Source organism: Brumimicrobium sp. (genome assembly GCF_048268645.1).
Lineage (GTDB): Bacteria > Bacteroidota > Bacteroidia > Flavobacteriales_D > Crocinitomicaceae > Brumimicrobium > Brumimicrobium ulvae.
Genome location: NZ_JBLWVE010000002.1, coordinates 58092 through 84692, shown reverse-complemented (window position 1 = coordinate 84692; position 26601 = coordinate 58092). Strand labels below are relative to the sequence as shown.

23 protein-coding genes and 1 tRNA gene are annotated in these 26601 nt (G+C 36.7%); 12 read left to right on the top strand and 12 right to left on the bottom strand.

Annotated features, from left to right (window positions below; genetic code table 11):
* Window positions 1–394 precede the first annotated feature (394 nt).
* The 3 genes from ACN0U3_RS03495 to apaG form a co-directional block, all read right to left on the bottom strand.
* On the bottom strand, window positions 395–727 hold the full coding sequence (locus ACN0U3_RS03495; protein WP_417265161.1) for a hypothetical protein: 333 nt from the start codon (window positions 725–727) through the stop codon (window positions 395–397).
* A gap of 280 nt (window positions 728–1007) precedes the next feature.
* On the bottom strand, window positions 1008–2177 hold the full coding sequence (locus ACN0U3_RS03490; protein ID WP_417265160.1) for an MFS transporter: 1170 nt from the start codon (window positions 2175–2177) through the stop codon (window positions 1008–1010).
* A 313-nt stretch (window positions 2178–2490) separates the two neighbouring features.
* Complete coding sequence (gene apaG / locus ACN0U3_RS03485) at window positions 2491–2889, bottom strand: Co2+/Mg2+ efflux protein ApaG (RefSeq protein ID WP_299203666.1); 399 nt, start codon at window positions 2887–2889, stop codon at window positions 2491–2493.
* Between the two features lie 227 nt (window positions 2890–3116).
* On the opposite strand from apaG, the gene ACN0U3_RS03480 reads away from it, so the two are divergent.
* From ACN0U3_RS03480 to nqrF, 6 genes are read left to right on the top strand one after another with little or no spacing between them, the layout of a single operon-like run.
* A complete protein-coding gene (locus ACN0U3_RS03480) occupies window positions 3117–4478 on the top strand; it encodes a Na(+)-translocating NADH-quinone reductase subunit A (protein ID WP_299203664.1) in 1362 nt (453 codons plus the stop codon).
* Between the two features lie 25 nt (window positions 4479–4503).
* Window positions 4504–5781, top strand: coding sequence for an NADH:ubiquinone reductase (Na(+)-transporting) subunit B (locus ACN0U3_RS03475; protein WP_299203662.1), 1278 nt, complete (start codon window positions 4504–4506; stop codon window positions 5779–5781).
* Between the two features lie 2 nt (window positions 5782–5783).
* Window positions 5784–6503 (top strand): NADH:ubiquinone reductase (Na(+)-transporting) subunit C, encoded by a 720-nt coding sequence (gene nqrC, locus ACN0U3_RS03470; protein WP_299203660.1) that lies wholly within the window; start codon window positions 5784–5786, stop codon window positions 6501–6503.
* Window positions 6504–6507: 4 nt separating this feature from the next.
* Window positions 6508–7197 carry an NADH:ubiquinone reductase (Na(+)-transporting) subunit D gene (locus ACN0U3_RS03465; RefSeq protein ID WP_299203658.1) on the top strand — a complete coding sequence of 230 codons (690 nt, stop codon included), beginning with the start codon at window positions 6508–6510 and terminating at the stop codon, window positions 7195–7197.
* A 21-nt stretch (window positions 7198–7218) separates the two neighbouring features.
* Window positions 7219–7929, top strand: a complete 711-nt coding sequence (nqrE, locus tag ACN0U3_RS03460) for an NADH:ubiquinone reductase (Na(+)-transporting) subunit E (protein ID WP_299203655.1) — start codon at window positions 7219–7221, stop codon at window positions 7927–7929.
* Window positions 7929–9227, top strand: coding sequence for an NADH:ubiquinone reductase (Na(+)-transporting) subunit F (nqrF, locus tag ACN0U3_RS03455; protein WP_417265159.1), 1299 nt, complete (start codon window positions 7929–7931; stop codon window positions 9225–9227). Before nqrE ends, nqrF begins: the two co-directional genes overlap by 1 nt.
* Window positions 9228–9378: 151 nt before the next feature.
* Here the strand turns inward: nqrF and purE are convergent, their stop codons facing one another.
* Both purE and ACN0U3_RS03445 read right to left on the bottom strand, forming a co-directional pair.
* On the bottom strand, window positions 9379–9858 hold the full coding sequence (gene purE, locus ACN0U3_RS03450; RefSeq protein ID WP_417265158.1) for a 5-(carboxyamino)imidazole ribonucleotide mutase: 480 nt from the start codon (window positions 9856–9858) through the stop codon (window positions 9379–9381).
* Window positions 9859–9898: 40 nt separating this feature from the next.
* A complete protein-coding gene (locus tag ACN0U3_RS03445; protein ID WP_417265157.1) occupies window positions 9899–10144 on the bottom strand; it encodes a 4a-hydroxytetrahydrobiopterin dehydratase in 246 nt (81 codons plus the stop codon).
* A 146-nt stretch (window positions 10145–10290) separates the two neighbouring features.
* Here ACN0U3_RS03445 and ACN0U3_RS03440 point away from each other — a divergent pair, with 146 nt between their 5' ends.
* The 3 genes from ACN0U3_RS03440 to ACN0U3_RS03430 all read left to right on the top strand — a co-directional run bounded on the left by ACN0U3_RS03440 (window position 10291) and on the right by ACN0U3_RS03430 (window position 15760).
* Complete coding sequence (locus ACN0U3_RS03440) at window positions 10291–11925, top strand: SGNH/GDSL hydrolase family protein (protein ID WP_417265156.1); 1635 nt, start codon at window positions 10291–10293, stop codon at window positions 11923–11925.
* A 153-nt stretch (window positions 11926–12078) separates the two neighbouring features.
* Entirely contained in the window at window positions 12079–12639 is a 561-nt protein-coding gene (locus ACN0U3_RS03435; protein WP_299203640.1) for a hypothetical protein, read from the top strand.
* Between the two features lie 160 nt (window positions 12640–12799).
* Window positions 12800–15760: a glycosyl hydrolase family 18 protein gene (locus ACN0U3_RS03430; RefSeq protein WP_417265155.1), complete on the top strand. Its 2961-nt coding sequence runs from the start codon at window positions 12800–12802 to the stop codon at window positions 15758–15760.
* Between the two features lie 195 nt (window positions 15761–15955).
* Here the strand turns inward: ACN0U3_RS03430 and ACN0U3_RS03425 are convergent, their stop codons facing one another.
* Genes ACN0U3_RS03425 through dnaE form a run of 3 tightly spaced genes read right to left on the bottom strand, consistent with a single transcriptional unit; the run spans window position 15956 to window position 22259 of the window.
* Entirely contained in the window at window positions 15956–16147 is a 192-nt protein-coding gene (locus tag ACN0U3_RS03425; protein ID WP_417265154.1) for a hypothetical protein, read from the bottom strand.
* A 16-nt stretch (window positions 16148–16163) separates the two neighbouring features.
* A complete protein-coding gene (locus ACN0U3_RS03420; protein ID WP_417265153.1) occupies window positions 16164–17864 on the bottom strand; it encodes a M23 family metallopeptidase in 1701 nt (566 codons plus the stop codon).
* Between the two features lie 30 nt (window positions 17865–17894).
* Entirely contained in the window at window positions 17895–22259 is a 4365-nt protein-coding gene (gene dnaE, locus ACN0U3_RS03415) for a DNA polymerase III subunit alpha (RefSeq protein ID WP_417265152.1), read from the bottom strand.
* A 187-nt stretch (window positions 22260–22446) separates the two neighbouring features.
* On the opposite strand from dnaE, the gene ACN0U3_RS03410 reads away from it, so the two are divergent.
* The 3 genes from ACN0U3_RS03410 (at window position 22447) to ACN0U3_RS03400 (ending at window position 23951) form a co-directional block, all read left to right on the top strand.
* Window positions 22447–23022: an anthranilate synthase component II gene (locus ACN0U3_RS03410; protein WP_417265151.1), complete on the top strand. Its 576-nt coding sequence runs from the start codon at window positions 22447–22449 to the stop codon at window positions 23020–23022.
* A 306-nt stretch (window positions 23023–23328) separates the two neighbouring features.
* Window positions 23329–23673, top strand: a complete 345-nt coding sequence (locus ACN0U3_RS03405) for a hypothetical protein (protein ID WP_417265150.1) — start codon at window positions 23329–23331, stop codon at window positions 23671–23673.
* Between the two features lie 98 nt (window positions 23674–23771).
* On the top strand, window positions 23772–23951 hold the full coding sequence (locus ACN0U3_RS03400; protein WP_417265149.1) for a hypothetical protein: 180 nt from the start codon (window positions 23772–23774) through the stop codon (window positions 23949–23951).
* A 121-nt stretch (window positions 23952–24072) separates the two neighbouring features.
* On the opposite strand, the gene ACN0U3_RS03395 is transcribed toward ACN0U3_RS03400, so the two are convergent.
* The 4 genes from ACN0U3_RS03395 to ribD all read right to left on the bottom strand — a co-directional run bounded on the left by ACN0U3_RS03395 (window position 24073) and on the right by ribD (window position 26585).
* A tRNA-Arg gene (locus tag ACN0U3_RS03395) sits at window positions 24073–24146 on the bottom strand.
* A 157-nt stretch (window positions 24147–24303) separates the two neighbouring features.
* A complete protein-coding gene (locus ACN0U3_RS03390) occupies window positions 24304–24573 on the bottom strand; it encodes an ATP-dependent Clp protease adaptor ClpS (protein ID WP_417265148.1) in 270 nt (89 codons plus the stop codon).
* A gap of 96 nt (window positions 24574–24669) precedes the next feature.
* Window positions 24670–25536, bottom strand: a complete 867-nt coding sequence (locus ACN0U3_RS03385; RefSeq protein ID WP_417265147.1) for an EamA/RhaT family transporter — start codon at window positions 25534–25536, stop codon at window positions 24670–24672.
* Window positions 25533–26585 (bottom strand): bifunctional diaminohydroxyphosphoribosylaminopyrimidine deaminase/5-amino-6-(5-phosphoribosylamino)uracil reductase RibD, encoded by a 1053-nt coding sequence (ribD, locus tag ACN0U3_RS03380; RefSeq protein WP_417265146.1) that lies wholly within the window; start codon window positions 26583–26585, stop codon window positions 25533–25535. Before ribD ends, ACN0U3_RS03385 begins: the two co-directional genes overlap by 4 nt.
* Window positions 26586–26601: the final 16 nt, after the last annotated feature.

Genomic DNA, 26601 nt, shown 5'->3' with positions numbered 1-26601 from the left:
TGATTCTTTCTAAGAAATAAGACCAATAAAATAAAAGGTCTACATCACAATAGGTTCAAACGGTATTTAAAGACGACTATCTTAGTCGTCTTTTTCTGTATGTAGATACGAGTTTTTGTAGGCTTTTTTAATCAAGACGAATAGTTGGGGGTTGAGCACAAATACTTGGCAATTTGAATTAGGATTATTCAACGTTTTAAGCATGAAAGTGGTTAAAACCATCATTCGCTTGTTCAATAAGTGAGGAATGAATCCCTCCCCAACTTTTGAGACTGACCCGAGAAAACAGTATTGAGTATTGAGCAAGAGCAAGACAGTATTGAGCAAGAGCAAGACAGTATTGAGTATTCAGCAAGAGCATAGAGGTGGTGGAGCCGTCTTCCATCTTTAAAATTTATATTTTAAACTTTTTCATAAATTTAAAATCAATCACTTTTGCTACGGAAGGGGCTTCTAATGAATACTTAATTAATACGGTGTCTCCAATTTCTAGAAAAGGTTTTAGGCCACATTCCCAAATTTCAAACTTATTATTTTTTATATAATAATAGTAATAGCTTTCATTACAAGAGCGAGCAACATTAATTCGTTTTGTAAGATAACCATGGGTTACCTTTGTATTGGTAGAAAGGAGTTTTTTCTTCTTGTTTTCATAAAACACACCTATCGTTGTACCAATAATGATAAAAATCAAGATTAATATTATAAATCTTTTATTATTCTTCATTAGAAGTAGCTTTTTGACCAAAAACCGGACTACCGCGAGAAATGTGGGTGAGTCTCCGATGCATTGAGTTTGTCATAATGTTGAATCCCATTTCGTGGTTGGCTGAATCTTTACTACATCACCTAAAAATATAACCATTTTTCAAATCTAACCAACCAAAACTACAAGAAGGCTGTGCTAAATTTCTCAATAGCTTTGTTGGGCTTATTTTTTGTCAGAGATTAATTAATGGTCAAAAAGGGTACTTGAACCAGCTGTATGGTTTTTTTTAACCCGGTAATTACTTCTTGTAGTATTTATTGGTTTTGCTAAATAAGAGGTGGATGATTATATAGATAAGTGCCAAACCAGCAACAATTGCGCCCCCGTTAAATGCATTTCTTAAAGATTCTAAAGTATTGCTGTAAACAGCCATTGTGCCAATGCTTCCAAATAGAATTCCCAATTCTAATGCGATGAATAATGTTCCCGAGCCAACACCTCTTCTGTGACTGGGAGATAAATCAGCCATCCATGCAAATAAAGTAGGAGAGCTTATTCCAGTGGCAATCCCAAAGATGAAGGAAGCTGCTGTGTACCAAAATTCAGTTTTCGCATTTCCGGTCATGAGCATTGCTACAATTAAAAAAGAAATACCCAGAATTAATGTTTGCCTTCTTCCTATTCTGTCTGAGAGCGTTCCGGCAAATAGTCTTACGGCGATTGTGGATACGACATAAAATACATAATACCAACCTTTGTTTTCAATGTTAAGGTAGACAGACATGTCGGGAGTAAGTACAAGAACCAAGCCTGTGCATACCGTAGTTAAAAACATGACCATCGCGGCTGGGAGAACATTTTTTTCGAAAACATCTTCAATTTTCACTTTAAATATGCGCAATGTAAATGGTTGTGGATGAGGTAAAGTTTCTTTAACTGAGAATATGAACAGCAAAGATAAAAGTGCAGTTAAACTCGAAACGATAAAAAGTCCATTCAATGTAAGTGCATTCGCAATTGGAGTTCCTAATCCTTGTCCAACACCAAGCCCCAATGCTATTCCAGTTCCGAAAACGCCCATGCCTTGACCTCTTTTGTTTTCAGGAAGAATATCTGTCACCAACGCTGTAGCTCCTGTTGGGAGAAAGCCTGTTGAGAATCCATGAAAGAAACGAAGTGTTAAAAAGAAAAGAATAGTTCCACTGAAAGGATATAATAAAGTCATAATAATGCTGACGATTGTCCCTACATACATTGTACTTTTCCTACCTACCAGATCGGCCATTTTTCCAGAAAAAGGACGAGAAAGTGCTGCTGTAACAGTGAAGAGTCCAATAATAAGTCCTTTGTAGCTTTCACCACCTAATGAGGTGATGAATCCATTCAATTCAGGAATAATTAAGTTAAATGAGGTCATGAATAAAAACATCCCCAATGTCAGTGCCCAAAAGTTTTTGCTGTAGCTCATATACTATTTAAAGTTGCAAAATTAATGAATCTACAGTCCTGCCAACATTTTAAATTGGATTTATGTTTTACCGCTTTGAGTTGAATAGGTAGTAAGGTAAAAAAAAGGAAGTGCTAAACAAGTTGTTGCAGATCAATTAAGTCAATAAAACATTTTAATATGTCCTTTAATCTACTTTCATCAAAGGAGAATAAGTGAAGTGGATTCGATCTATTCTTCTGGTCAATTCAGAATGTTTTTGGAAAAAGTAAATTCAATAAGGTTTCACCGAAGTCTGCATTGAGATTTTCCTCAATTCAAAATTAAAGAATGATTAATTGAGTTTACCAGAATATTCCAAAGTGAACTTGGGCACATTAACTTTGAAGTTGCTTGTTTTTTCACCTTTATCATTGATGGTTACGAAATTATAATAGCCTTCCATGTATCCAAGACCGGAAGACAAGTCGCAGCCCGAAGTATATAGATGAGTTTCGCCAGGTTCTAAGATAGGTTGTTCACCAATAACACCATCGCCTTCAACGATTCGGGTCGGAGCGAGGGAGTCTACAATTCTCCAGTGTCTTGAAATTAATTGAACCCTATTGTGGCTCAGATTTTCAATGATAATAGAGTAATTAAAGAAGAATAATCCCTTTTCTAATTGAGTTAAATCGGAACGAAACAGTGCTGTAACAGTAATTTTTATTCCTTTTGTTATGGCAACATTCATAATATTCGTTGAGTAATAAAAAAATGACAGATTTTAAAAGTCAAACGATAAATATAGTTAATGATTTCTTATGTACCAAGAAAAAAAGTGTAATTAGCTCAATAATAAGCGTCTCCTTATTTAGAACCGTTCTAAATTGATAATCGTCACACCTAAACAGAGTAGAAGCCCGCTCAAAGTCGAACAATTTTATATTTTTGTGCATTAAATAAAATGTCTGTATAAACATGTCAAAGGCGGTTAGACTTAAAAAAGGGCTTGATATCAAGCTTATCGGTGAAGCCGACCAAGTGAAGGTGGATTTAGAAACACCAACTATGGTCGCAATAAAACCTTCAGATTTTCACGGACTGGTTCCGAAAGTAATCATCAAAGAGGGGGAGAAAGTGAAACGTGGTGAAGTTGTGTTTTATGATAAATACAATAAGGACGTGAAATTTGTTTCTCCTGTTACAGGTGTACTTTCTGAAGTGGTTAGGGGAGAGAAAAGAAGGATTTTAGAAGTTCGAATCAAAGTTTCTGAAGTGGACGAGGTGGTTCAGGTAGACCCTGTAGATCCATCATCTATTTCGAGAGAAGAAGTGATGAAGACAATGTTAGCAAATGGTCTTTGGCCATATTTAAAACAACGTCCTTTAGATAAAATTGCGAATCCAGCGGTAACGCCAAAAGCAATTTTTATTTCTTCATTCGACAGTTCTCCTTTGGCGCCAGATTATGATTTTATCATCCACGGACAAGATCAGTATTTTCAACACGGATTGAATGCCCTTGCGAAGTTGACAGATGGTAAAGTGAATTTAACATTGAATGCAAAAGGAGCTCCAGACGAAGCTTTTGTGAATGCAAAGAATGTTCAAATCAATAGGATTTCAGGAAAGCACCCTGCAGGAAATGTGGGGACTCAGATTCACCACTTTGATCCAATTGACAAAGGTGAGTTTGTCTTTACTGTGAATCCGCAAGATGTTGTGACCATCGGTAAATTCTTCGCTGAAGGAAAATTTGATTCTTCAAAGTATGTTGCTTTGACAGGCTCTGAGGCGAACAATAGAAAATATTATAAGACCATTATGGGAGCTCAATTAACTCCACTTGTGGAAGGTAATTTAGTCCAAGATAATGTACGTGTGATTAGCGGTAACGCATTGACGGGAGAAGCTGTTGGAAGCGATGGTTTCTTAGGGTTTTACGATGCCCAAGTTACTGTTTTACCAGAAGGAGATGATTACAAATTCTTCTTAACAAAGGGATGGTTAGGGCCTGGTTTTGATAAGTTTTCAAGCCACCGTTTGTTCCCTACATGGTTGACGCCAAATAAAAAGTACCGTTTAGATACGAACTTAAATGGTGAAGAGCGTGGATTTGTTGTTACAGGAGAAATGGAAAAGGTATTGCCTTTTGATATTTTACCGATGCAATTGATCAAAGCCATCATTGTAAATGATATTGATGCGATGGAAGAATTAGGAATATACGAAGTTGCACCTGAAGATTTCGCATTGTGTGAATATGTATGTACATCTAAAATTGAAATTCAGGAAAAGATCCGTGAAGGTTTAGATGTTATCGAAGAAGAATGCATGTAAGTGTTAAATAATAAAATTTAGGAAATTGAAAGCATTAAAAAAAGTCATTCAAAATCTTGACCCAAAGTTTGAGAAGGGTGGTAAGTGGGAGAAAATGTACCCGCTGTATGAATCTCTCTCAACTTTCTTGTTTACGCCAAAACACGTAACAAAGAAAGGGGCTCATATTCGTGATGGTGTGGATTTAAAACGTACTATGTTTATGGTCGTTTTAGCGATGATCCCAGCATTGTTGTTTGGTATTTATAATACAGGACATTGGCATTACGAATTACAATCTTATTTAAATCCAGAACAATTCGGAGCATATAGTGACTATATGACTGGATTTGGCGATAAACTACTCTATGGAGTGTTACAAGTATTGCCAATACTCATCGTATCTTACGGAGTTGGTTTGGCCATAGAATTCATCTTTGGATTTATGCGTGGACACGGACTTCATGAAGGATTCTTAGTATCGGGAATGTTAATTCCTTTAATCATGCCAGCTGACGTTCCATTGTGGATGGTTGGTGTTGCTACTGCATTTGCCGTAGTGATTGGTAAAGAGGTGTTTGGAGGTACAGGGATGAACATCGTAAACGTTGCCCTTACCGCTCGAGCATTCTTATTCTTTGCTTATCCAACAGCAATGTCAGGAGATAAGGTATGGAAGTCTGGTACTTCAGATATAATTGCCCAAAACGGTGGAACACTTCCTGATGGAGCCTCTGGTGCTACAGCATTAGGAGATGTAGCTTCCTTTGTTGGGGACGCTCCAGTAGTGGCAGGAGAAGCTTTATCTGCTACATCGACAAGTGCAGAGTTATTACAAAAATTTGAAGGTGCATATGATCCTCTTCATGCTATTATTGGTATGGTCCCAGGGTCTGTTGGTGAAACCTCTGTTATTGCTATTATGTTAGGAGCAGCATTGTTGTTGTATACTGGTGTAGCTTCTTGGAGAATTATCTTGTCTTTCTTTGCAGGAGGATTTGTATTTGGATTATTGATGAACTTAATTGGCGCTAACGCATATATGGATATGCCTGCTTATTACCATTTAATTATTGGTGGTTTCGCCTTTGGTGCTGTGTTTATGGCTACCGATCCTGTAACTGCAGCACAAACCCAATACGGGAAATTATGGTATGGTTTCCTAGGAGGTGGACTTGCCGTTTTGATTCGTGTATTGAACCCAGCTTATCCTGAGGGAGTAATGTTGGCCATTCTGTTCATGAATATCATGGCTCCATTGATTGACCATTATGTGGTTCAAGCAAATATTTCAAGACGTAAAAAACGATTTAAAACAGCTTAGATATGCAAGTTAATAAAGACGGAAACGGTTATACATTTGCCTTCTCAATTATATTGGTTATAGTTGTTGGAGTGATTCTTTCTTCCTTATCATTAGGGTTAAAAGATAGAAAAGACGCGAATGTAGCGGTAAAGAAAAAAATGAATATCCTTTCAGCCTTAGGTGTTGAATCAACACGTAAAGACGGAAGTGAAAAATACGACCAGTACATTAAAGATAGCTATGTGATTTCTCATACTGGGGTTTTACAAGAAAATCTGCCAGAAGAAAAGCAAGCCTTCAATTTAGATGTACAAAAACAATTCAGAGACAAAACGATTAAGGTTGCAGATCGACTTTATCCAATTTTCGAAGCTGAAAAAGATGGAGAAAAGCTTTTTGTTTTACCAGTAGTTGGAAAAGGGTTATGGGGACCAATTTGGGGATTCGTAGCTTTGGCTGATGACTATGAAACAATCGTTGGTACTTCATTTGACCACAAAGGTGAAACTCCAGGTTTAGGGGCTGAGATTTCTCAAAGCTTCTTTGAAAACCGTTACAATGGTGAGAAAATCGCGATCGATGGTACCTTTACGCCAATTACAGTTGTTCAAAACGGAACGGGTTCTGAAACGCAAAAGGTAGACGGAATCACTGGAGGTACCATTACCTCAAAAGGAGTTGAGCGTATGGTGAATGAGACCATGGAAGTGTATTATAAATATTTCAGTAAAAATAAATAGTGCTATGAGTAAGACTGAAGATAAAGTTAAAGCGCCAAGTGAACCATTATTCTCTAAAAAGAATAGGCGATTAATTACTGATCCATTATCAGACAATAACCCAATTACCATTCAGGTATTAGGAATTTGTTCTGCATTAGCGATTACAGTACAGGTAGAACAAGCGTTCTGGATGTCTATTTCTGTAATATTCGTTATGGTTTTTGGAAACCTTGTGGTTTCTTTACTTAGAAACCTAATCCCTTCACGTGTACGTATTATCGTACAGTTGGTAATTGTTGCTTCATTAGTAATTATTGTAAACGAGTCACTCCAAGCTTTCGTTCCCGATGTTTCTGAGAAACTGTCGGTTTTCGTTGGGTTGATCATTACGAACTGTATTATTATGGGACGTTTTGAAGCCTTCGCAATGGCAAATAAACCTTGGCCATCTATTTTAGATGCTGTAGGAAACGCTATTGGATACGCTTGGATTCTAGTGCTTGTTGCTTTGGTACGTGAAGTACTAGGTTCTGGAAAAATCTGGGGAGCTTCCATTTTTGGAAATAACCTTCCGGGTGAAGAATCAGGGCTGTACGCAATCGGTTATATGAACAACAACATGATGATTCTTCCTCCAATGGCACTGATCGTTGTAGGTATCATTATCTGGGTTCAGCGTTCTATGAATAAAGAACTCGTTGAAGAAAATTAATAAGAAGATAAGATTATAATTATGGAAAGTACATTAGATATATTCGTAAAGGCGATTTTTACCGAAAATATGATTTTCGCCTATTTCCTGGGAATGTGTTCTTATTTGGCTGTTTCTAAAACAGTGAAAACAGGAGTAGGTCTTGGATTAGCAGTAGTCTTCGTATTGGTGGTTACTGTACCGATGAACTATTTATTAGAGAACTATGTGTTGAAAGAAGGTGCTTTGGTTTGGTTAAACCCAGAATACGGAGTAAGTGGATCAAAAACCATTGATTTAGGATTCCTTTCTTTCATTATGTTTATTGCAGTAGTAGCTTCTATTGTGCAGTTAGTTGAGATGTTAGTAGAGAAGTTTGCACCTGCTTTATATGGAGCGTTGGGAATCTTCCTTCCACTGATCGCAGTAAACTGTTCAATCTTAGGGGGAGCGTTGTTTATGCAAGACCGTCAGTATTCAACAATCCTTGATGCTTCAGCATTCGCTTTGGGTTCTGGAATTGGTTGGTTCATTGCAATTGTTTCTTTGGCCGCTATTCGTGAGAAAATACGCTATTCAAAAGTTCCACCAGCTTTAAGAGGATTAGGTATCACCTTTATTGTTACTGGATTAATGGGAATCGCTTTCATGAGCTTTATGGGGGTAGAATACGGAAAAAAGAAAGAAGAGAAAACGAGTACTGTGAGTACAGTTGAAACTTCACAAATTATTAACGAAAAACTAGAGCAGTAATGGGTTTATCAATTTTAATTACAGTAATATTCTTCTTAGCAGTTATTTTACTGTTGGTTTCGATGTTGCTTTTTGTAAAGGCAAAATTAACACCACCAGGTAAACTTAAAATTACGATTAATGGAGATAAAGTACTTGAGGTAAATGCAGGAGATACCCTTTTGAATACCTTAAGTAATGAAAAAATATTTTTAGCTTCTGCTTGTGGTGGTGGAGGTACTTGTATCCAATGTACTTGTAAAGTACATGAAGGTGGTGGAAGTATTCTTCCTACTGAAGAACCACACTTTTCAAGAAAAGAAATCAAAGAGAATATGCGTCTTAGTTGCCAGGTTAAGGTAAAAGAAGATATGCAAATTGAAATCGATGAAGAAGTTCTTGGTGTTAAAGAATGGGAAGCTAAAGTTGTGTCGAACTATAACGTAGCTTCTTTCATTAAGGAGTTTATTGTTGAAGTTCCTGAAGATATGGATTACAAGGCTGGAGGATATATTCAGATTAAAATTCCACCTTGTGTTGTAGATTTCAAAACAATGGACATTACAGCGCATCCAGAAGATCACCCTGGACAACCTGATAAGTTCAAAGCGGAATGGGATAAGTTCAAACTTTGGCCATTGCAAATGAGAAATGATGAAGATACAGTTCGTGCTTATTCAATGGCTTCTTACCCTGCAGAAGGAAGAAGAATTATGTTGAACGTGCGTATTGCAACTCCACCATTTGATCGTAAAGCAGGTGGTTGGATGAAAGTAAATCCTGGTATAGCGTCTTCTTATATCTTCAACTTAAAAGTAGGAGACACTGCAATTATCTCAGGACCTTATGGTGAATTCTTTATCAATGAAGATTCTGATGCAGAGATGTTATACATTGGAGGTGGTGCTGGAATGGCGCCAATGCGTTCACACTTATATGAGCTGTTTAGAACAATGAAAACAGACAGAAAAGTGACTTATTGGTATGGAGGGCGTTCAAGAGCTGAGCTGTTCTATATCGAACACTTCCGCGCTTTAGAAAGAGAATTCCCTAATTTCAAATTCTACATGGTGTTGTCTGAACCTCTAGAGGAAGACAATTGGAAAGTGAAGAAGGATATTCACGATGAAGAAGGAGATGGATTCTTAGGATTCGTTCACCAAGCTGTAATCGATCAATATTTATCTAAACATGATGAACCTGAAGATATAGAATTCTATTTCTGTGGTCCACCTTTAATGAACCAAGCTGTTCTTAATATGTGTGACCAATGGGGTGTTCCACCAGAAAACGTATCATTTGATGACTTCGGTGGTTAATCAAACAGATTATAAATTTAAAAAGCGTTTCTTCGGAAACGCTTTTTTTTTCATCATGAATTAAACCATAATTTTGTTGGAGTTGATTAAATGAAACCAAAAAAAAGAGGAACTCATTGAGTCCCTCATTATATTTTATCTTTTTTAACTATTATAATTCCTTGGCTGTTTCCAATACCTTTTGTTTGAGTTCCTCAATATACTCCACCAATCTTTCCATTAATTCAGGCTCACCTACAGCAACAATCTTCGCTGCTAGTATCCCTGCGTTCTTTGCACCATCTAAAGCAACTGTTGCAACTGGGATTCCTCCTGGCATTTGTAGAATGGATAGAATAGAATCCCAACCATCGATTGAGTTTCTTGATTTTACTGGAACACCAATCACTGGAAGGGGGGTAAGTGAAGCAACCATACCAGGTAAATGTGCCGCTCCTCCAGCACCTGCAATAATTGTCTTAACGCCTCTTTTGTGCGCATTTTTACCATACTCAAACATCTTCTCAGGAGTTCTATGTGCAGATACAATATCCATCTCATAGGCTACGCCTAAATAATTTAAAATATCTGCCGCTTCTTGCATAACCGGTAAATCCGATTTGCTTCCCATTATAATTCCAACTTTAGCCATGTTCTATTTTTTTTTTCAAAGATAAAGTTTTTACCCTGATTTAATCTTCTTTTATTATTTCATCAATACGTTCTGCCATCTTAAAATCGATTTCTGTAACCACAGCCCCTTGATCATGTGTTGTTAATTGAACATCCACTTTTTTGTAACTGTGTAAATAGAGCGTTGGATGATGTTTTATTTCCTCTGCAATGACGGCCACTTTGTTGATGAAATTCACCGCTTCCATAAAATCTTTAAATGAATAGGTCTTTGTTAATTTGTTGTTTTTATTCTTCCACTCCATAGTTTGATATTTTATCAATAACAGGTATTCAACTTCTAGTAAATTTACATCATAATGTTGAATATTTAATTTTATGCCTATACTATTGTGAATCTGAACTTTTATTCGTTAATTTATACTGTATAAACATCTCAAACTACTACATTATGAAAACACTATTCTCAACTTGTGTCTTATTCCTTTTATCATTTCATTTTGCATTCAGTCAATGTTCGGAAAACGAAGAAACAAAAGTACTGCTCGTTGGTGATAGTTGGGCTTTTTTCATGAATGTAGATGGAACAATTAATAATGTTTATTCAGATTGGGGGCATTCTAACGTGAAGTATTATACCAATCTTACATTGTCTGAAAACGGAGCCGAAACAGTAGATTTTTTAACACCAACAAAACAAGGTGAAATCGCCAATCAACTTATCAGCAAACCTACAATTGAATACGTACACTTGAGCATAGGAGGAAATGATGTTCTGGGTAGTTGGAAATCACAATCCTTTACGCAAGCACAAACCGATTCATTGAGGTTTCAAGTAAAAGACAGTGTGATCGCAGTCATTGATTTTATCAAAGGAGTAAGACCAGATGTAAAAGTAGTTTGGGGAGGTTATGCCTATCCTAATTTTGAAGAGGTGATTACAGGAACACTTTTCCCAAGTTCTCATCCGTTTTATGGGACTTGGCAAGGAATGGAGAACCCTTCAAACCAAGAAATAAATGATTTGTTGAATATTTTCTCCTCCGATATTGAATCCTATTATGCGAATGATCCGCGCGTTGAATTCGTAAAAGCTACAGGAATTACACAATATTCTTATGGACAAATCGACCCATTAGGAATTGCTCCTTATGGAACTTATGCACCTTTAAGTGCCCCATTACCTTATGGTTTTACCGATTATCCTTCTCCAAAGAACTCAATGCGAAATTATGGAGTGTTTAAAGATTGCTTTCATTTATCAGCACAAGGATATAGAGACCTTATAGGCTATACAACTCAAAAGTTTTATCACAAAGCTTTTATGGCCGACAAATATTTTATTGCAGAAGATAGTTTAACTACAGGTTCTGTTTCTTCTGACGGTACAGTGAGTACAAAGTTATTCCTTGGTGATTTAGGCGGGACAGTGCACAAGACAATCCTTACTTTTGAAACACTTTATAATCTCGATTCAATTGCAGAGAAGGCCAGTTTATTTCTACATAGAATTCAACACACAGGGAATGAGCCAATAGACCCTAATGTGTTGATAGAAATTAATGATGGTGCTTTTGGAATTAGTGCGGCAGTGGAAGCTGTTGATTTTAGTGCACCTTCCAAAGAAGAAGGAAATCCATGTGTTTTTGGAAGCAATACGGATGGAAACTGGGTGCGTTTAGATTTACCTAGTGAATTATTAGAGTACATCACCGTTAATGATATCACGCAATTCAAAATATCTTCTCCTTTCATATCTGAAGGTATAATTGAGTTTTCAGGAACCAGTGATCCTGATTTTGCACCCGTATTGAATGTAACTTATGGAAATGAAGCTTTAGTGGCTTTACCAGAAGAGAAAATCAATCAAAATGTTGTGATTTATCCTAATCCTTCTTCTGACCTTATTCATGTGAAAGTGAATACTGCAGAAATACACACGATTAACATTTACGCTATTGATGGAAAAGCAATGCTAAGCACAGAAAACACCGCTATTGATATAAGTAAATTCCCTCAAGGAACATACTTTATTCATGTGAATACAAATAAAGGCATAGCCACTCAAAAGTTAATTAAAAATTAAACGATGCTTTATGATTTTGCTTTGGGCTGATTAAAAATAGTTACTCCTTTGAGTAGTATTATATATTATTCATCAATTAACCTTTTTTGAAACATTTTTTTTCTTTCTTTAGAGACCATTCATTAATTTAGAAATATCCTATATCTTTGTACTATGAAATGGATTGGAGAACGCATTAGCTTTGTTGATAAGAAAGACAGTATTAGTTTTGTTATCTATCCGCCCAAGTTGGGACGAAAAAAAACATTGATACTTGTTTGGTTTGCACTATGGCTTCTGATCGGTGGATATGTTGCTTCTCAAATATTTCAAGACTATTCAGACCAAGAGAAATTGGCCTTATTCATCTTTATGGTTTTCTGGTTGTATTTTGCCCTGCGTGTCTTGAGAACGATTTTATTCTTGTTCTTTGGTAGAGAATACATCAAGTTAGATGCTAATAGTTTAAGAATAAAAAGAGCGACTGGACAATACGGAAGTGCAAAGCAATATTTCTTAGAAAACATTACCCGCCTAAGTTTAGTTACACTTAAAGAAAACTCCTTTCAAAAAGTTTATGACGATTCTCCATGGGTGAGGGGAACCAACCGTATACAGTTTGAATATTTTCAAAAGAAACACTCTTTTGGTCGAAAATTGGATGAAAAAGATGCAGAAATGATGTTCAAAATTATTACCAAACGAATAGACAAATACTTAAAGTCTAAAAAGTAATACAGAACCTATTAGCTTGACTTCAAAAAGAAAAACCTCTGTTGTTTTTTTGACGAACGCCACGGTTTTGAGTTAAAAAATCAACATTTTTTAGATATTAATCCATGAAAACGCCTTTTATGTAGATAATCTTATTTATTTTTGTGGAAACACATTAAAAATGAAACTACTACACACTTCTTTTTTATGTATTCTAGCTTCTATGACTTTTGGGCAAATTCAACAGCCTAAATCGATTCATCAAGAACAAATGGAATACTATGATGCACTAGGTAAGGATTATCAATATTATGAGGATCATTATGTTTCTCCTGGACCTGTAAATTATCAAAAATCTAATTGTAACATCGAGAAAAAGGTATTTGGATGGCATCCGTATTGGAATAATGGAAAAGAAGCTAATTATCAATGGGACTTATTGACCGACTTTTCTTATTTCGGATACGCTGTAAACCCCAACAATGGTCAACCTACAACAACGAACGGTTTTGAAACGGTTAATTCTGTTACCCAAGCATTAGCCAATGGAGTGCGTGTGAATTTGTGTGTTACTCTGTTCAGTAACCATACCACCTTTTTCAATAGTGCTTCAGCCCAACAAACATTAATCACAAATTTGATTAATCTTATTCAAAATAGGGGGGCCCATGGAGTCAATATAGATTTTGAAAGTATGAGTACTAGCCACAAATCAGGTTTCAGAGATTTCATGATTAGCTTATCTACTCAAATGAAAAATGCAATTCCTGGAGCGCAAATCTCAATGGCTTTGCATGCTGTAGAATGGAGCAGCATCTATGATATTCCAGCATTATTGCCTCACATCGATTTGTTCTGTATCATGGGGTATGACTATTACTATAGTGGTAGTGCAAACGCTGGACCTACCGACCCTTTGTTTCACTTCGGTAATTCGTATAACTATACACTTTCGAGATCAACAAGTTATTACTTAGACAAAGGTATTCCGAGCGATAAAATAATCTTGGCGCTTCCGTATTATGGTAGACAATGGCAGGTGAATAGTTTCTCCATCCCTGCATCAACGGTTTCAGGAACGGGGTCTTCTATAACTTATGCAGGATTAAAAAACAACGTCAGTGGGAATTATTCTGTAAGCAATAGAAATGTTGAAAGCTTGAGTAATTCAGTGTATTATAACTACACTTCTGGAGGAAAGAAATACCAGTGTTTTATTACGGAAGAAAATGAAATGCGTTCTCGTTTGGATTTTATACGCAAACGTAATCTAGGAGGAATGGGAATGTGGGCTTTAGGAAATGATGATGGATATCCCGATTTTTGGAATGCTATTGAAGACTATATGACCGATTGCTATGTCTCTCCTTGTTCAGGTACGATTGTAGATATTGGTGGAGGAGAAGGAAGAAATTATTATGATAAAGAGGACTACTCTTATACGATTGCGCCTCCAAATGCATCAAGTATAGATGTAGAATTTCAATCCTTTGATTTAGAGAGCGGATACGATAACTTGTACATCTACGATGGTCCTTCAACCAGTTCTCCTCAAATTTCTGGTAGTCCATTCTCGGGGTCTAATATTCCTCCGGCTTTTACTTCATCTGGCGGAGAACTGACCATAAGGTTTACCTCTGATGTGGGAACAACTAAAGCGGGATTCAAAGGAACTTATAGTTGTAATACTGTTGTCATTGATCCTCCTCTGACGATGGTGGATACAGTTTCGGGCTGGAAAACGACTGATTATACTCAAAATTTTACGGAAACTGTGCCTGGATCAGAAATTAAAAAAATGTACTATTCTGTTGCCCATCATAATGGAAGTGAATGGAGAGCGAATGCAGATAGAGGCTTTTTCTATGAAAATTTTGATGATTTTACGATTCACCCTGACTGGACCGTTGAATCTGGAACTTGGACAGAAACAAATGTCCTTAGGCAATCAGATGAAAATGATGGAAATACTAATATTTATGCACCTTTGAATCAAAGTTTGTCGAATCACCATATCTACCATTGGAAAGGGAAAATGGGCGGACAAGGAACCAACAGAAGGGCAGGGCTACATATTTTTGTAGATGACCCAACGGCATTGCACAGGAATAACTCTTATTTTGTTTACTTCAGATTAGACGGAGATGTAATTCAGTTTTATAAAGTTGAAAATGATAATTTCGGTGCTCCTGTTATTGATGTGCCTCATGTTTTTAATGATGATACTTGGTATGACTTTAAATTGATTTATGATCGAATAAGTGGCGAGGTTTGGATTTACGTTAATGATGACCTTGTGGCTACCTGGACAGATGCAGATCCAATTGCTACTGGCGACTATATCTCCTTCCGAAACGGAAATTGTACTTATGAAGTAGATGATTTTATGGTTTATCGTTCTCGCTACCCATCGGTTACAATCAATATTGGAGATGATAACACGAATGATATCCGTTATCAAAATCCTTCGCCTTCGCAACCTTCTGGAATGATTCGTTCATTGATTACCAATACTTCTGAGATGATTTCTCAAGTAGATTCAATCCTGGTGAATGTTGATTGGACCGCACCAAACTTTAATTATGTCCATGATGGAGATGCACAAGTTGATCTGGACACTATTTATGCGCCATCAACTGTTTTAGAAGCAACTGCAAATTGGTCAGCTGCTGATCCAAACTCTGGAGTTGTTGCTTATGAGTATGCAGTAGGAACTCAGCCTAATGATAATTCTATTGTGGATTGGATTCCTTATGGAATGAATACTTCTGTTGCTTTATTGAGTCAGAATTTTGTTCTGGATGAATTGTATTACTTTACTATTCGTAGTCAAAATGCTGCTGGTTTGTGGAGTGAAGAATCTTCAAATGGCTTTAGGTTTTTGTCTTCGGTTGGACTGAATGAAGGAACAATTGAAATGCCTAAAATTTACCCTAATCCAGCGACCAATATTTTGAATGTGGAATTGAATCAGACAATCGAAGAGGTGTCACTTTACGATATGAATGGGAAACTCATTCGCACAATTGAGGTAAATGCCAAAAGTATTCCTATTGATGTTCTAGATTTTGCTGCGGGGACTTATTTGTTAAGGTTAAAAACCGAAAAGCAATGGACAGAACATACGTGGATTAAGAAATAATTAACCTAGTAGAATTGGTGTAAGTAAAAGTTTCTTGAACTAGGTTTTGAAAGCATTTCACTTAATTGGGGTGGACTGAAGTTCGCCCCAAATGGTGATCCTAGGTTTCCTAAATTTAAATTAATCAAGGATTTCCGATGAGGGTTGATGAATATGGTCATCAATATTTTTAGGTGATTCTATTTTTTAGTAGAATTACTTTTGTGCTCTTTTACGGTCGTGATGGTTAGAAATGATCATTGCAAAGCCTAAACACGCCGTAGACACAATGCCTATATAAGTTCCTTTATTGTTTGACCAATTCAAATTAGAGTAGTCTAGGTCAAAGAGATAGAAAGTCAATAAGACTATAGAAATAATAAAAAGGACTATTCTCAGTTTTCTCATACCTTAAAAAGTAGTTTTAGAAGGTCAAACTGTAGCTTTCTTCATTCTTATTTCCACAAGCATCTATAGCGCGAATGACTACTTTTTTCTTTCCTTTTAAATCTTTTGGAGGGTCAAAGAAAAACATACTGCGTTTGGGCTCGTATTGCAATAAATACCATTCACCATCAATGAAAATGTCATAATCTTCTAGTCCAGATTCTTTTTCAGAAATATTCCAGATCAAACGTTTCCCACTGACTCTGCCATTATTGACGAAATTTCTGTTTTTAATGTAAGGGGCTATGGTGTCAATTTGAACTGAAAATTCACCAAATGATCGGATACGTGCAGTGATCCAGCCATCTTTTACTGTTCCTTTTTCAGAATATTGTGTTCCATATCTTGAGACACGTTGGATGTATGATTTTTCGCTGAAAGATTCATCTGGAATGGGCAGCATCAGTTTAAATGTTTCCTGTAATGGAATTAAATCACTACCAAAAGTGACTGCATTTTGTGAAGATTTCAAGATTAAAGGGGTAGGCTCATAAATAATCCCTGGAGGAAATAGAATGTAATGATGTGCATTATAACTTAAAAAAGCACTGTCAGGATAAAGCACTTTTTGTTTAGGATAAAAGATGTGTTCCTTTATCTTTTTACCTTGACTTACATTTAGTGTAAAATCCAGTTTGCTTGTATTCCCATAAGCATCTTTAGTGGTATATTGAATTTCATAAGACTGTCCTGGCTCAGCTTTAAGTATGCCTTGATTTTTTTCATGCCTGTAAATTGGCAAGCGATTGTGTTTCGTTCTAAATGATTTATGAAAGTGTTTTCTTCGGTTATGGTATTCTTCATAATCTTTGTGCGTATTGATATGTCTATTGGTAGAAAATGAAATACGTTCCATATTTTGCCCGAAAACAGTATCCTGATCAACCCTTAAAAACGATTCATGAATTCCACAAATGTTATTGGCAGCATCGAGTTTATCGATCACATCAAAAGCGAATCCGACTCCTCCTTTTTCAGAGGTAAAAGAGGCGTCAATATCAACTTTGTTTCCTGAAATATTGTACTGGCCGTTACTTCCCCATACTTGATAATGTTTGGCTTTGTTAGGAACACGGTATCCCTGTTCTGTGAGTGCATAAACCTTTACTCCACGTATTGTAGGTGCTTGACTATCGGCGATGTCGAAATTGAAAAGCAAAGGGTTCAAAGGGTGCTCTGTAATTGTTTCTCTTAATTCAAAGTGAAGGTGAGGAGCGGTACTTCCTCCTGTATTTCCAGATTTAGCAATGACTTGTCCTTTTTTTACTTTCAAAGCGTCTTTCGCAGGAAAAAACTCAAAGGCAAATCCCTCTTGTTTTTTTTGTTGTTCAGCAACAAGTTGTGCTAATTCCCCAACAAATGCTTCGCAGTGGGCATAAACTGAAGTCAATCCGTTATAGTGGTCAACATAAACCGCGTGTCCATAACCCCAAGGAGAGATCTTTATTCTAGAAACATAACCATCTTCAACACTGAGGATGTTATAGCCTGTTCTTTGGTTGGTTTTGATGTCAATTCCTGTATGAAAATGGTTACTTCTTAATTCACCAAAATTTCCTGCCAATACCATCGGTATGTCCATAGGTGGATGCAAGTCATATTTTGAATAATCAATTTGTGCATTCAGTTGAATAATGCAGTTTATAAATAATAATGTGAACAAAGATTTTAATCTCATGCTGTAAAATAATTAAAAATTTATTTTTGATTAAATCAATCGGTATTCGATATTTCTACTTTTAAAAGTGTTGAGGACTTTATCGTTAATATCAATCTTTAATGCTCTTGAAGGCATTTCGACTTCAAGTTTATTTACAGTATCATAAACTTTAAACTTGACCTGAAACGCACCTTCATTTTCTTTAAAGACAGCATCAATTTCTTCAATAAAAGTATGGGTTACTTCACTTAACGCAACTTTTAATTCTAAAGCGCTTGCTTTTTGTTCTCTCAAACTTGATAAGAAGTCGATTTTCTGAACTTTAAATTCAAATTCATTTTGATTCCAACGTTTTGATTGCACTTTCCCTGTCAGGTAGATAAAAGATCCTTCCACCATATAGTCTTTGAACCTACCGTAGTCTTCTTGGAAAAAGAACAACTTAGCAGAATCGTTATAATCTTCAATCACTATCGTACCAAAGGGATCACCTTTTCGGGTATGGCGATGTTCAACTTCGGTAATAATTGCAGCGAGTGTGAATTCTAAGTTTTTATATTCATCCACTTTATTAATGAACTCAACACTTCCGTTACAGAAAGATTCTATATCAATTTTATAATCGTCTAATGGGTGACCAGAAATGTAAATCCCTACGACTTCTTTTTCTTTGTTTAATTTTTGCAGCGAAGACCATTCTTGCACCATTGGGATTTTTGGTGCTGGAGTTTCAACGCCTGAATCTTCACCGAATAAACTCACTTGGTTAGAGTTTAAACTTTCTTGATGATTACTTCCAAATTTTATGGCGTTGGCCAAGAATGTTCGGCCATTTTCTTCAACAAAATATTGTGCTCTGTGTGCGTTAGAAAAAGAATCAAGTGCTCCTGAAAGTGCTAATCCTTCAAACGCTTTTTTATTACATTTTCTCAGATTGACACGTTTGGTGATGTCAAAAATATCTCTGTAGGGTCCGTTTTCTCTACGTTCTTCAACAATAGCATCTACAGGTCCACTTCCTACACCCTTAATTGCACCTAAGCCAAAACGAATTGCCCCTTTTTTGTTTACGGTAAACTTAAAGTTTGATTCGTTGACATCTGGACCCAATACTTCTAGTCCCATACGCTTACATTCCTCCATAAAGAAGGTCACTTGTTTAATGTCATTCATGTTGTTACTCAACACGGAAGCCATATATTCTGCTGGGTAATTGGCTTTTAAATAAGCGGTTTGGTAAGCAATCCATGCATAACATGTAGAGTGTGACTTGTTGAATGCATAAGAAGCAAAGGCTTCCCAGTCATGCCATATCTTTTCTAATTTCGCTTTGTTATGACCGCGTTCAACTCCTTGGTTCAGAAACTTTGGTTTTAATTCAGCCAATAAAGAAAGTACTTTCTTACCCATCGCTTTACGCAAGGTATCGGCTTCACCTTTAGTAAAACCTCCAAGTTTTTGGGAAAGTAACATTACCTGCTCTTGGTAAACGGTAATTCCATAAGTTTCTTCTAGGAATTCTTTTGATGCCTCAATGTCGTAAACAATTTCTTGTTCCCCGTTTTTACGTTTAATAAAATCAGGTATGTACATTAAAGGTCCTGGTCGATACAGGGCGTTCATTGCAATCAAGTCAGCAAATACTGAGGGCTTTAATTCCCTCATGTATTTTTGCATTCCTGGAGATTCATATTGGAAAACCCCAACAGTTTCACCTCTTTGGAATAGCTCGTATGTTTTTTGATCGTCTAATGGGAATTCATCGGGAACCAAATCAATACCGTGTCTTTCTTTTACAAAAGCAACGGCATCCTTAATTAAGGTTAAGGTCTTTAACCCTAAGAAGTCCATCTTCAGTAATCCAGCTTCTTCAACAACAGAGTTATCGTATTGTGTACAATACATGTCTGAGTCTTTAGCCAAAGCTACAGGCACATATTCGGTAATGTCTCCAGGAGTAATGATTACCCCACAGGCATGAATTCCTGTATTTCTTACGTTTCCTTCCAGTTTTCGAGCACTACCCAAGACTTTTGCAGGTAAATCGTTTCCTTTTGAAATGTCAATCAGTTGGTTCGCCATGGCGATGCTCTCTTGATTGTCCTTTAATTTGGCCGATAAGTCAGCAGCATCGAGTCCGAAAATATTCTTTAAGGAGGTGTCTGGAATCAACTTTGCTAAACGGTCAGCTTCAAACAATGGAAGGTTTAAAACACGTGCTGTATCTCTAACAGATGACTTCGCAGCCATTGTTCCATAAGTAATAATTTGCGCCACTTGATTTGCCCCATACTTTTCAATTACCCAGTCGATAATTCGACCACGACCTTCGTCATCAAAGTCAATATCAATATCGGGCATCGAAACACGGTCTGGGTTCAAGAAACGCTCAAAAAGCAAGTCGTAGGCAATGGGGTCAACATTGGTAATTCCGTTACAGTAGGCTACGGCAGAACCCGCTGCAGAACCCCTTCCTGGACCAACGACAACCCCCATGTCTCGAGCGGCGTGACAAAAGTCTTGCACAATTAAGAAGTATCCAGGATATCCAGTATTTTCAATAACGCTTAATTCAAAGTCTAATCGTTCACGAATCTCTTCAGTAATTTCAGGGTAGCGTTTTTTCGCCCCTTCATAAGTCAGGTGACGCAAATAATTATTTTCTCCTCGTTTACCTCCATCCTCTAAATCTTTAGGATCTTGGAATTCTTCAGGAATATCAAATGCAGGAAGCAAAATATCACTGGCGAGTGTATACTTCTCACATTTATTGGCGATTTCCATAGTATTTTCGATCGCTTCCGGAAGATCAGCAAACAATTCCTTCATTTCGTCTGGAGACTTGAAATAATAATTGTCATTCGGCAATCCATATCTAAAACCACGACCTCTACCTTTTGGTGTCTCCACCATTTCACCATCCTTGATACAGAGTAATATATCGTGAACACCAGCGTCTGATTTGTTCAGGTAAAAGGTGTTGTTTGTGGCCACGATTTTAACCTCATGTGCTTTGGCAAAACGCAATAAGACTTCGTTCACACGGCGTTCGTCTTCTTGGTCGTGACGCATTAATTCTAAGTAAAAGTCATCACCAAATTGTTCTTTCCACCATATCAGTGCTTCTTCAGCTTGTTTTTCACCAATGTTCAAGATTTTAGATGGAATTTCCCCATACATATTTCCTGAAAGTACAATGATGTCTTCTTTATATTTTTCAACTACCTTTTTATCGATACGCGGAACATAATACCTTCCTTCTGTAAAGGCAATTGATGACATTTTGGCTAAATTGTGATACCCTTTTTTGTTTTTAGCCAATAAAACGACTTGATAACCATTGTCTTTAACGGTTTTGTTGGTGTGGTCTTCACAGATGTAAAACTCACATCCTATAATCGGTGTAATTTCATTCTTGTTGAAAGGCTTTCCTTCTTTCTCCGCCTCCTCACGTTCTTTACGAATGTTTTTGTTGTGGGCTGTGATGTGTTTCTCAAAGTGAAAGGCAGCCATCATGTTCCCGGTATCTGTCAATGCAACTGCAGGCATGTTGTACTCTGCCGTTTTCTTGATCAGGTCCTTAATGTTACTTGTCGACTGAAGGACAGAAAACTGTGAGTGGTTATGCAGATGAACAAACTGAGTATCTGCCAAAATTTCAAGTCCTTCCTTGATGTCTTCTTTGGTTACCTCATCAGTATTTTCATACTTTTCTTTTAACTCTTGACTTTTCTTTTTTAAGTTCTCATGTTTGAGTCCAACAGCTTGTATGATATCAGTGTTGACTTCTAAATAATCTTCAAAATAGGCTTCGTCTCTGTGCAGTTCTTGTGCAGTAAAAATTCGCCTACGAACCAATTCAAAGAAAGAACGAGCCGTCGCCTCAACGTCGGCAGTGGCATTATGTGCTTCGTTAAAAGGAACATCAAATAGATGCTCGTGAAGTTCAGTTAAGGTCGGTAGCTTGAATTTTCCACCACGTCCTCCAGGAATACGACAAAGTTCAGCAGTTGTTTCGGTACACGTATCCAAAATAGGCATGTCGTGCATCGGCGTTTCCATGTTTAAACGCACAAATTCAGATCCCATCACGTTGATATCAAATCCAACGTTTTGACCAACAATGAATTCTGATCTTTTTAATGCACTGTTGAATTCCTCCAACATATCAGCAAGTGCTACACCGTCTGTTTCGGCCAATAGCGTAGAAATCCCATGGATACGTTCTGAATCATAAGGAATATCAAACCCATCAGGACGAATGATATAGTCCTTCGCTTCGATCAATTGCCCTTTGTCATCGTGCAATTGCCAAGCAATCTGAATACACCTCGGCCAGTTGTCTGTGTCGGTGTAAGGTAGATTCCAATTTTTCGGTAATCCTGTGGTTTCGGTATCAAAAACTATATACATGGCAGCTGAATTTTACGCTTCAAAGATACAAATAAGATGGGGTTTTTTCGACCTCAATTTAGAGGAATAGACGAATAGTTTTACACAATACTTGTACATCAACGACTGCGTAAGTTAGAAGAAATAAAAACCTTTTCTACAGACTTTTTTGTGAATCAGTACAACAGTTTTTTTCTATATTTGAAACGTGAAGAATAAGATATTGGTTTTAGACAATTACGACTCTTTTACTTATAACTTGGTCCATTATATTGAATCTAGTGGGGAGTATGTAGTAGATGTTTTCAGAAATGATGAAATTACCTTGGATGAGGTTGATCGATATGATACAGTTGTTTTGTCTCCTGGTCCTGGATTACCTAAAGATGCTGGTATTTTGATAAAACTTATCGAAAGGTATGCTTCAGTTAAAAAGATTTTAGGTGTTTGTCTAGGTATGCAAGGCATAGGTGAAGTCTTCGGTGGGACATTAGAAAATTTACCCCTGGTTTATCATGGCGTGTCAACTCAACTTGAAGTTGTGGATAGGAAAGATGCATTGTATAGAAATTTACCTCCTTCATTTAGAATTGGACGTTACCACAGTTGGATTGTTTCAAGAAATGGATTTCCAGAAGAATTGAAAATAACTGCTGTCGACGAAAACCAACAAATTATGTCTTTGCGTCATAAAAAGTTTCAACTTTATGGTGTTCAGTTTCATCCCGAATCTATCCTGAGTGAACATGGGAAAGCCTTGATCCAAAATTTTTTGGATATATAGTAGAATGCTATTTTTGAAGAAGGGGATAGAAAGGCTTCTGTTTTTTTCTATTTAGGATAAATGTATTGTTTAATCTAGTTCAGCTTGGTCAAAAAAACAATGAAATATTTTGTCTTTTTTATTATAAAAAGGGCAAATTACTCTTTTATTTATTCGATTTATGGTTGGTCGGTACGGCGTAAATGTTTGTTAGGCAAATAGTTTTGTTTTTCGTTGTTTTATTGCTCGATAAAAAAGCCATCCTTTTAATATATCAGGCGTTATATATAGTGCTTGATTATTAAGCGAATAAAAACTACTACTCAAATGAAAAATTCTACTTCTATAAAAGTGTTGTTTGTAATTATCTCTATGTTCATAATTTCAACTTCTGTTGCACAAATTGATACACCGGAGAAGCGACTAACCAGAATTAATTTCCTTCATGAGAAAATATTTCAATTGGGTAACGACTCAAGTTATCTTGAAAACGCTGTCTTTGTTCAAATAAAAGAAGGTAGAGATAGCATAGCAGTAAATTACCCTATTACGAATGACTTAAGACAATCCGAATTCTCGCTTGAAGCTCATCAATGGGCAAAAGAACATCAAGAGGAAGCGGACTCCTATATCACTTATCTGGAAATATTCATTAGAAAACGAAGATTATGAAAAAATTAGCTTAGTTTTTTGTACTCATAATATTAATTTGGTTTCCGCAAGAAGTCATAGCTCAATGTAATACCAATATCACAATTTGTACTCCTGGAGTGGCAGGACCTTTTAACTTTGCCCCGGCATCAAATAATCCTTCCAGCTGTTTGGATTTCACCAATGGCAGTGGGTCTAATAATTACGCATATATTATTTTATACATTACTCAATCTGGAGATTTAAATCTACTGATCGACGGAAACAATAATTCAGGGTTTATTGATGGGTCCGAATAAATGCTTAGCACTCTTTCAGGTCGCTTGGCTATTTTTTTATTTTTTCTTGATTTTTTTCAATCGTTCACACAAAGTATAAAATGAAAAAAGCCTCCACCTAAGTGGAAGCTTTTTTGCTTTGTGACCCCGTCAAGATTCAAACTTGAAACCTCTACAGCCGTAATGTAGTGCTCTATTCAGTTGAGCTACGGAGCCATTTTTAATTTTTTAATGTGTTTCGCTATTCGTGCATAGCGGGTGCAAAATTAATGATTTATTTCCTTTAAACAAGAAGAAAATGAAAAATAAATTGATTTTCTTTAATGTTTTTAATAATCTCTCTGTAAATCAATGGGTAAACGAGTGGAGAGTTTTAGTGAACTTCAGCAGAAATTCCGCGGTCCAACAATCCTGTGCACATTCTGGCGAGTTTTTCAAATTCTCCTGACTTAACATCACATTTTCCACGGTAGTGAATTAATGTTGTACATTGCTCAGCTTGAATAGGATCATGATCACAAACCTTGATTAAAGATTCAATCACATGATCAAAAGTGTTCACATCATCATTGAAAACAATCAAATTATGTTCTGTAACTTGCGTTTCTAGAACCTCCTCTTCATATAATGTTTCTGTATTCATTTTAACTTTTATCAATTGTTTACTAAATGCAAATCTAAGCTATTATTTCTTTACTGCCAATTCCAAGAAGGCAATTTGGTTCAATAAAAAGTGAGATTATAAGGTTAAAAGTAGAATGGCAATCACCGCAATTCCTCCTCCAATGATTTTTAATGCTGTTGTTGCTTCTTTAAATGCTAGAATGCCTACTAAAAATGAAGCCATTACAACACCTGTATTGTTTATTGCATAGGTAACGGAATCTGAAAATCCTGAAAAACGTATGGCCATCATTAAAAAATAAATGGAAAAGTAATTGGGAATACCCAGCAGAATTCCTCCTATAATAGCGCGTTTTTGTAACTGTATTTCTTTGCGAAAGCTCCTGTAGAACATAATGATGAGCCCAATGCTCGCAGCAACTCCAAAACCCAAGGCAGAGAATAAAGCCAAGGATAATTCACCTGCCGCAACTTTTTCTACATAATTGATGATCGTATCCAATAATCCACTCCCAAGAAATAAAGCCAATAGAAATAAGACGCTGCTTTTATCTCCTTTTACTTTTCCCTTCTTAGAAGGATAAGTAATTAAAAATACGCCCACTAATGCTGCGATAATTCCGAGAACTTTGGACCAATAAACAGCTTCGTTGTATAAGAAAATTGCTGCCAATACAGGAATTGCTAAACTCATTTTTACGGTGACTGATGTAATTCCTATTCCGTTCTTCTGCGAACTGATGCCCATCATTGAAAATAAACTAATGAACAATGTTCCAACAATAAATACATAAGGAATCCATGTGCCTTGTGCTAAATGTTCATTGTTCCATTCATCTCCGAAAATTAAAAAACCGACCGCACATGCCGTGATATAATTGTAAACTATTCCTTGAAAAACATTGATGCTATAGCGTTCGAAAATTCTGAAAATGACCAGAATTAAAGTTGAACAAAGTATGCTTAGCAATAAATAGATCATGTTTTACGGTAATGTTGTATGATGTCTTTTCCGTAAACTTCATGGGTCATCAATGTTTTATGGGTAAGTGTTGGTGCGGCAATTCCTTTTTTAAATGTTGAGCTTCCAATCAACTGATAGGCTTCATCCCATAAACCTTCAGCAATAAATTGTGAGTGGGTATATGCACCACCTTCTATAAATACTGATATTATGTTTTTGGCGTGAAGTACAGTTAAAATTTGAGCAGAACTTATTTCTTCAAGGGTGATTATTTCAACGTGTGGAGGCATACCTTCAATCGCCCTTGTTTTACTGATGATGGTTGTGGCTTCTCCATCCTGAAAAACTTTTGATTGTGGATTAGATTTTCCTTCTGGATCTATGATCAATCGATGTGGTGAAACTCCTGCTAGTGCTCTTACGTTCAACTGTGGATTGTCGTTGTTGATGGTCTTCCAACCTACCATAATGGCTTGCTCTTGTCCCCTCCATTGGTGAACAAATAACTTTGTCCTTGGTTGAGTAATCCAGTTGATTCCTGTAGCTCTTTCTTCAGGTAATCGGTCCATAAATCCATCACGTGTTTCTGCCCATTTCAAAATTACGTATGGTCGATTCTGTTCATGATACGTGAAAAACCTACGGTTGAGCCACCGTGCTTCCTCTTCAAGAACCCCTGTGTCAACAGTTATTCCAGCGTCCTTCATCCGCTGAATACCTTTTCCTGCTACTGCAGAGAATGTATCAACGCATGCTACAACGACACGTTTAAGTTGATGCTCAACGATTAAATCTGCGCAAGGTGGTGTTTTCCCATAGTGTGCACAGGGCTCCAAGGTGACGTATAGCGTAGATTCAGAAAGAATTGATTTGTCCTTAACTGCGTTTACGGCATTAACTTCTGCATGTGGTGCACCATATTTTTGGTGGAATCCTTCGCCTATAATCTTGTTGTTATGAACGATAACCGAACCAACCAATGGGTTAGGTGCTACATTGACTCCTCCTAATTTTGCAATTTGAAGTGCCCGTTGCATATATTTTATATCGCGTTCTTGTTGGTGCATGGCAAACGAAAATACT

Bases quoted from the DNA above. Each gene is read 5' to 3' on its own strand.
- ACN0U3_RS03495 (WP_417265161.1), bottom strand. From the start codon at position 727: ATGAAGAATAATAAAAGATTTATAATATTAATCTTGATTTTTATCATT.
- ACN0U3_RS03490 (WP_417265160.1), bottom strand. From the start codon at position 2,177: ATGAGCTACAGCAAAAACTTTTGGGCACTGACATTGGGGATGTTTTTA.
- apaG (WP_299203666.1), bottom strand. From the start codon at position 2,889: ATGAATGTTGCCATAACAAAAGGAATAAAAATTACTGTTACAGCACTG.
- ACN0U3_RS03480 (WP_299203664.1), top strand. From the start codon at position 3,117: ATGTCAAAGGCGGTTAGACTTAAAAAAGGGCTTGATATCAAGCTTATC.
- nqrC (WP_299203660.1), top strand. From the start codon at position 5,784: ATGCAAGTTAATAAAGACGGAAACGGTTATACATTTGCCTTCTCAATT.
- ACN0U3_RS03465 (WP_299203658.1), top strand. From the start codon at position 6,508: ATGAGTAAGACTGAAGATAAAGTTAAAGCGCCAAGTGAACCATTATTC.
- nqrE (WP_299203655.1), top strand. From the start codon at position 7,219: ATGGAAAGTACATTAGATATATTCGTAAAGGCGATTTTTACCGAAAAT.
- nqrF (WP_417265159.1), top strand. From the start codon at position 7,929: ATGGGTTTATCAATTTTAATTACAGTAATATTCTTCTTAGCAGTTATT.
- purE (WP_417265158.1), bottom strand. From the start codon at position 9,858: ATGGCTAAAGTTGGAATTATAATGGGAAGCAAATCGGATTTACCGGTT.
- ACN0U3_RS03445 (WP_417265157.1), bottom strand. From the start codon at position 10,144: ATGGAGTGGAAGAATAAAAACAACAAATTAACAAAGACCTATTCATTT.
- ACN0U3_RS03440 (WP_417265156.1), top strand. From the start codon at position 10,291: ATGAAAACACTATTCTCAACTTGTGTCTTATTCCTTTTATCATTTCAT.
- ACN0U3_RS03435 (WP_299203640.1), top strand. From the start codon at position 12,079: ATGAAATGGATTGGAGAACGCATTAGCTTTGTTGATAAGAAAGACAGT.
- ACN0U3_RS03430 (WP_417265155.1), top strand. From the start codon at position 12,800: ATGAAACTACTACACACTTCTTTTTTATGTATTCTAGCTTCTATGACT.
- ACN0U3_RS03425 (WP_417265154.1), bottom strand. From the start codon at position 16,147: ATGAGAAAACTGAGAATAGTCCTTTTTATTATTTCTATAGTCTTATTG.
- ACN0U3_RS03420 (WP_417265153.1), bottom strand. From the start codon at position 17,864: ATGAGATTAAAATCTTTGTTCACATTATTATTTATAAACTGCATTATT.
- dnaE (WP_417265152.1), bottom strand. From the start codon at position 22,259: ATGTATATAGTTTTTGATACCGAAACCACAGGATTACCGAAAAATTGG.
- ACN0U3_RS03405 (WP_417265150.1), top strand. From the start codon at position 23,329: ATGAAAAATTCTACTTCTATAAAAGTGTTGTTTGTAATTATCTCTATG.
- ACN0U3_RS03390 (WP_417265148.1), bottom strand. From the start codon at position 24,573: ATGAATACAGAAACATTATATGAAGAGGAGGTTCTAGAAACGCAAGTT.
- ACN0U3_RS03385 (WP_417265147.1), bottom strand. From the start codon at position 25,536: ATGATCTATTTATTGCTAAGCATACTTTGTTCAACTTTAATTCTGGTC.
- ribD (WP_417265146.1), bottom strand. From the start codon at position 26,585: ATGCACCAACAAGAACGCGATATAAAATATATGCAACGGGCACTTCAA.